This is a genomic window from Bartonella sp. AP58NXGY (genome assembly GCF_042195785.1).
GTDB lineage: Bacteria > Pseudomonadota > Alphaproteobacteria > Rhizobiales > Rhizobiaceae > Bartonella.
This window is the reverse complement of the sequence record NZ_JBHIOY010000002.1, coordinates 186,305-192,313: the sequence shown is the minus strand read 5'-3', so window position 1 is coordinate 192,313 and position 6,009 is coordinate 186,305. Positions and strand designations below refer to the sequence as shown.

5 protein-coding genes are annotated in these 6,009 nt (G+C 39.1%); 2 read left to right on the top strand and 3 right to left on the bottom strand.

Annotated features, from left to right (window positions below; all coding sequences use genetic code 11):
* Nucleotides 1-1,327 precede the first annotated feature (1,327 nt).
* Entirely contained in the window at nucleotides 1,328-1,462 is a 135-nt protein-coding gene (locus ACFINC_RS02180; protein WP_375615892.1) for a hypothetical protein, read from the bottom strand.
* A gap of 338 nt (nucleotides 1,463-1,800) precedes the next feature.
* A complete protein-coding gene (locus ACFINC_RS02175; protein WP_375615891.1) occupies nucleotides 1,801-2,013 on the bottom strand; it encodes a hypothetical protein in 213 nt (70 codons plus the stop codon).
* An 885-nt stretch (nucleotides 2,014-2,898) separates the two neighbouring features.
* Here ACFINC_RS02175 and ACFINC_RS02170 point away from each other — a divergent pair.
* Entirely contained in the window at nucleotides 2,899-3,852 is a 954-nt protein-coding gene (locus tag ACFINC_RS02170; protein WP_375615890.1) for a YopJ/AvrA family T3SS effector serine/threonine acetyltransferase, read from the top strand.
* Between the two features lie 394 nt (nucleotides 3,853-4,246).
* The gene (locus ACFINC_RS02165; RefSeq protein WP_375615889.1) at nucleotides 4,247-5,191 is read left to right on the top strand and encodes a YopJ/AvrA family T3SS effector serine/threonine acetyltransferase; all 945 of its coding nucleotides are present in this window, start codon (nucleotides 4,247-4,249) and stop codon (nucleotides 5,189-5,191) included.
* A 600-nt stretch (nucleotides 5,192-5,791) separates the two neighbouring features.
* On the opposite strand, the gene ACFINC_RS02160 is transcribed toward ACFINC_RS02165, so the two are convergent.
* Nucleotides 5,792-5,917: a hypothetical protein gene (locus ACFINC_RS02160; protein ID WP_375615888.1), complete on the bottom strand. Its 126-nt coding sequence runs from the start codon at nucleotides 5,915-5,917 to the stop codon at nucleotides 5,792-5,794.
* Nucleotides 5,918-6,009 lie beyond the last annotated feature (92 nt).

Sequence of the window (6,009 nt, the reverse complement as noted above, 5' to 3'; positions counted from 1 at the left end):
GGCTTTTACGATGATGTTATCGAAAGTCTGCTGTTTTCTGTATATTTGTAAAAGCGTAAAAACGTGGAACTGTAAAGAACTACCCCTTTGTAAACACGTTCTTTTGCAAAAATGACACGCAAGGGCGATGTTCTTTTTCAAGAAAAGCAGGGGTGTGAAAGGGCTGATTGAGTAAAAAGGGAGCGAATTACGTTGGTGTTAAGGTTGATATCACGCAATAGGCTTTTACGATGATGTTATCGAAAGTCTGCTGTTTTCTGTATATTTGTAAAAGCGTAAAAACGTGGAACTGTAAAGCCCCTCTCTTGGAAGGGAGCACTTGATATCCACAAGGCTTGCCTCTTCATGGGTTTCAAGGATGTAATGTGCACGACAAACAAGTTTAAAAATATCCACCCCGCATAAAAAACACTTAAACGTGTCACAGAAGACTTCTCTTATATTATACCCCTCCTCACTTACGTCACCCTGCCTCAAAAGATACTATTTCAACGGCATGGGCGGGATAAATATTGCCCCTCTTCCGCTCTTAACATTCCCCTATCGCCCCCTGTTGGAACAACCCAACCCCATCATGCAACTTTGCCCCCAAAGTTGCGACAACCCTTAACACTTGAGAAGAGCATGAGTGGCATTTTTAGTTCTTTCTTAGTCCGTTTTATCCAGATAGCTCTCTTTGACTCATAACGGATTGGCAAGTTGCACTTGAGAGTCACTGAGCATCCTATTACATATCATTGACAAAAAAACTTAAAGCGATCCAAACAAACCCAACAATATCCACCCCGCATAAAAAACACTTACACGTGTCACAGAAGACTTGCCTTATATTATACCCCTCCTCACTTACGTCACCCTGCCTCAAAAGATGCTATTTCAACGGCATGGACGGATAAATATTGCCCCTCTTCCGCTCTTAACATTCCCCTATCGCCCCCTGTTGGAACAACCCACCCCCATCATGCAACTTTGCCCCCAAAGTTGCGACAACTCTTAACATTCGAGAGGATTCACGAGGAGCATTTTTAGTTCTTTCTTGGTCCGTTTTATCCAGATAGCTCTTCTTGATTCATAGCAAAAAAGAGACATGGCATGAGATGATTCTCCATAGGTTTTAAATGATAACATCCTACGATAATTGAGGCTATCATTTAACCTGTCATTCCAGATGATAATGATAGATTTATGATTGTAAATCAATATCTTGTTATTAAAAACAACACGCTGCTTTTTTTACAAAATAAAAACATAATACCTTACGCGCAAAAACCGATCTTTATCTCCATGAACAACCATACAAGAAACCACTCTAAGAGTAACCCCTCTCCTAACCACCACCCCCAAAACCAACTACACAAGTCTTTCTCTCATCACACCGCCAACACAATGGCAATAACCGTGCCCACCACCACCCGTGCCAAAAAGACATCATCAACCATCCATCCCCCACAAACATCGCCATCAACAAGCTTTCACCATCTCCCCTTTCTCATGAGAAAACATGTTCTTTGCTACATAAAAAAAGGGTCAATGAAGACAACATATCTTGCTGCACAACCAATAAATGAGCTTTTTCTGTAGATTTGTTTCCGCGATAAAAAAGGAACAATAATCGTTTTTCTGTTGACAAAATATGAAAAATCGTATTTAATAATGGGTGCGGTGTGGGTTTTTTTGCGTCTAGATTTCATTATCAAATCTTTAGGGTGGTATAAAATATTTATGCTGGGGTAAAAGAGTTGTATTTTTCAACACTATTTCAAAATATATTGTTTGAAAATGTATTTCGTCTTTTTCTGACTATATTTCTTTTGCATCACCAATCAACCAAATGATTTTGAGATATTCAAGCCAAACAGTATGCATAAAACGCTTCCCCAATAAAACACCTATGCAACACATCACAAAAAGGATGAGCAATACACGAACAAAAATAAGATAAATACAGCTGTTTTTGTTGACACATGGCACATTTTTTCCTGCTTTCCACACCTTAAAGGATGAAGATTCCACCCCCATCAATTTGTAAAAAAACAATTGTTCTTAGCAGGGTACACTTGAGAGTCACTTAGCCTCCCATTACATGTCATTGACCAAAAACTTAAAGCGATCCAAACAAACCCAACCATATCCACCCCGCATAAAAAACACTTAAACCAAGAGACTTGCTTTATACCACCCCTGCCTCAAAGAACACTATTTCAACGGCATGGGCGGGATAAATATTTGCCCCTCTTCATGCCCCCAACGTTCCTCTATCACCCCTTGGTTGGAACAACCCACCCCCATCATACACTTTGCCCCCAAAGTTGTGATAACTCTTAACACTTGAAAGGAGCATGAGTGATATTTTTAGTTCGTTCTTGATCCGTTTTATCCATACAGATCTCCTTGACTCATGACGGATAAAAGACATGGTAGGATAATTTTACAACAGATGATGAATCATATTTCTCTTTAAGAAAAAACTCAAAAGACGCTTCCTAAAAAGAGCTATTCTAAAAATAGGTATTTACACAACAAGCACCTGTTGTAGGGGGGGCATTTTAGTTTTTCACGTAGAGAACTGTTGAAAATAGGCTGTTGTCTTTTCATTGAGATGAGGCATGCAAGAGCAATACACGCAATAAAAGTAACGTAAAATATCAAGATAACGTTGCCAATGCATCCAAACGTCTTACCGTTTTTACAGCTTTTAAAGGAAGAAAAAACACACGGATTTTTGAAATTAAAAAATCTCTCAATTAAGCCTTTTTATGAAGAAGTCAACAATATGCTCTCATCGCCCGCACCTTTCAAGGAACAAAGGCTCTCTCCCAAACATGGCCAGCCAAACATTGTTTAGCCAGAATTGAAGAAAATAATCATTTACTGATTATCAATATGGAGGTTCATAGTATGAAGCCACAAGATTCACCCCTCCCTGATTCATCCCAAACACCCCCAACACCTGAAGGCGCAAGCGCACCAGAGGATGCGCGTGCAGATGCATCACTCGAAAATCTTACTGCAGATTTAAAACGACTACACATAGAAAAAATAAAAAACACCCCTTTTAATCGTGCGGAATTAAAAGGCATTATTGCCGGTTTAGAAAAGCATAATACCGATGGCAGTTGGATCAAAAATTATTATGATATTTTAGATCTGTACATGATGCCAGCCTTGGTCGATCAAGCAAATCGTAAATATCCAGAAATGAATCTCAAACTTACAAGCCCCCCTGACGGCTTTGCCCTTGCACTCAAAGACACTTTCGAGCGCGGTATAACATCTTCCAGATTTATTGTTAATGCGCAAGATAGGGGCATCCATTTTGCGGTTGTCGATCATCAAACCATTGATAATAAAACATCTTTGATCTTTTTTGAACCAACCTTACTGCGTGACACGCTTCCCGCATTACTTGCATTAAGGACGCGACAATCCCTTGAACATTACCAATTTCCGAATATTCATTTTGCCATGGTAGAAATGGATATTCAACGAAGCTCCTCTGAATGTGGGATGTTCAGCTTAAGCCTTGCCAAAAAACTTTATCTTGAATCTCAAAAATTAGAAAGACTGCATAAAGATAATATTAAGGGCATATTATGTGAACCAAACACGCCTTTACCGGCTGAAAAATTAGATCCGTATATTCCACCTCGTTTATACAAACACTTACAAGGAAGAAGACGTCTTAGGGAATATTTACAAGCCAATCCGGATGCTGAACATGAAAAAGTAAACAAAAAAGGTGAAACCCTAACCGAAAGATTTGAGAGAAATTTAGTGACAACAGAGACAAAAACTGTTTCTGTTTCACAACATAGAAAAAGAGCAACGGAATACAAATCTCTGATGCTGTAATGAAGATTTTTTCCATCGCTGTATTCCATATCCATAAAGAATGAAGCGATACTGCTTTATGGTGAGGAATGAACTTTGTAGGCTTTTCCGTTTGAAAGAGAGAAAAACATACACCGCAAGCAACGGAAGCTCTTAAAGACAAACGATAAAACAGTGTTATTCTATCAAAAGGAGCATACTTAAAGCTCGTATTTTAAAACCTTGAAAATAGAAAACACTCTCGGACTTTGTTGCATCTCAGGAACTGATCCGCCCCGTTTTTTATGTAATTTTTTAAGCCCTAGAATAGGCTCTCACCGCTTTTGCTTTTCTCTCTTTCAAAACATTTTTTAGCCAGAATTGAAGAAAATAACCATTTATCGATTATCAAATTATCAATATGAAAGTTCATAGTATGAAGCCACAAGTTTCACCCCTCCCTCATTCATCCCAAACACAAGAAGGAGCAAGCGCACCCCAAGGAGCCAGCACAAATGAATCTTTAGAAGACCTTATTGCACGTTTAATGCAAAGTTCGGTCCAAACAGAAGAAGAACATGTTGCACCGAATTCAGAAGAATTAAAAGATATTATTACAGGCTTAGAAAGTGATCTTATCACCAGCCGTTGGATTAACTCTTATTATGAAAACACAGATATTAGATTGATGCCTGCTCTCGTAGAAAAAGCAAACAGCAAATATCCAGAAATGAATCTCAAATTAGCTCTTACAGCAGAAGAGTTTTCGCACGCACTAAAAGAAGTCGTTGAGAGCGATGCAAAATCTGCCCGATTTATAGTAAATTCGAAAAACAAAATCCACTTTGCAGTCCTTGACTATCAAAAAGTTGATGACAAAATCTCTTTGATTATGCTTGAACCTACAACCTTTCAGAATATCACGGCTTGCAAACTAGGGATAAAAATCAATCAAACCCTTGAATGTCTTCAACTGCCTCCCTATTCTTTTACCATGGCCGAAATGGATATTCAGCGAAGCTTTTCTGAATGTGGGATGTTCAGCTTAAACCTTGCCAAAAAGCTTCATCTTGAATCTGAAAAATTAGAAAGACTGCACAAGGATAACGTTAAGGGTGTCTTATGTGAACCAAACGCATCTTTATCTCCTGAAAAGTTGGATACATATCTTACAACCTCTTTTTATAAACATGCACAAGGGAGAAGACGTCTTGAACAATATATAAAATCTAATCCGGATGCTGAACATGAAAAAGTCAACAAAAAAGGTGAAACTTTAACCGAGAGATTTGAAAAAAATTTAGAGACAGCAGATGGAAAAGCTGTTTCTGTTTCACAACATAAAAAAAGGATTCATGAATACAAATCTATAATGATGTAATTGAGACTTTTTTCATCGCCACATTCCATAGCCATAAAGACATTTCATATTCATAAAGAATGAAGTGACACTATTTTACGGCAAGGGTTAAATTTTGTCAGCTTTTCCGTTTGAAAGAGAGAAAGACGCACACCGCAAGCAACATAAGCTCTTAAAGACAAACGATAAAACGGTGTTATTTTATAAAAGGAGGTCCTCTTAAAACTATAATCAAAAATCCAAAGCTCTTCTTAGCTATAATCCCTCCTTGAAGAGGCAGAATGCTAGATACATGAAATATTTTATGGTTTTAGAGATTTAAGTGAAAGCATAGGTCTCCTCCTATAGAATTTTTCTAAGAGTATCGCTTTCTCTCAAACGCCTCTACATCAATGCCATGCTCTCAAACCACCGCGAACAGCCGCTCTCTATCCCCACAATCACACACCATCCGTTCTCTCCATCTCTCACTCCTCACAACCACTGCCAACACAACCGCAATCACAACCAATGCCAACACAAATAATTGTACACCTCTCTTAATCCCTGCCGCGCCAACAGTGCCCTTCTAAGAGTTCCACTCACCATACCATACATGTCACCCCTCCAACCTCACCCGTGTCATGCCACCGCTAACACAACCGCCAACACAATGCCCATGACCCCGTGTGCATCACACCAACACCGCGCCCGCGCCAATAAGACGCTATCAACAAACCACCCCATGGGAATGGGTCTCAAAACCAACAACAACGCTCTCCATCCCCACAAACAAACCCTTTCCCCTTGCAAAAATCCTTTCTCACAAGAGAAAAAGAAGTATGGGACACAGAATGTAC

Coding starts and splice junctions, on each gene's coding strand:
- ACFINC_RS02180 (WP_375615892.1), bottom strand. CDS start 1,462: ATGGCGATGTTTGTGGGGGATGGATGGTTGATGATGTCTTTTTGGCAC.
- ACFINC_RS02170 (WP_375615890.1), top strand. CDS start 2,899: ATGAAGCCACAAGATTCACCCCTCCCTGATTCATCCCAAACACCCCCA.
- ACFINC_RS02165 (WP_375615889.1), top strand. CDS start 4,247: ATGAAGCCACAAGTTTCACCCCTCCCTCATTCATCCCAAACACAAGAA.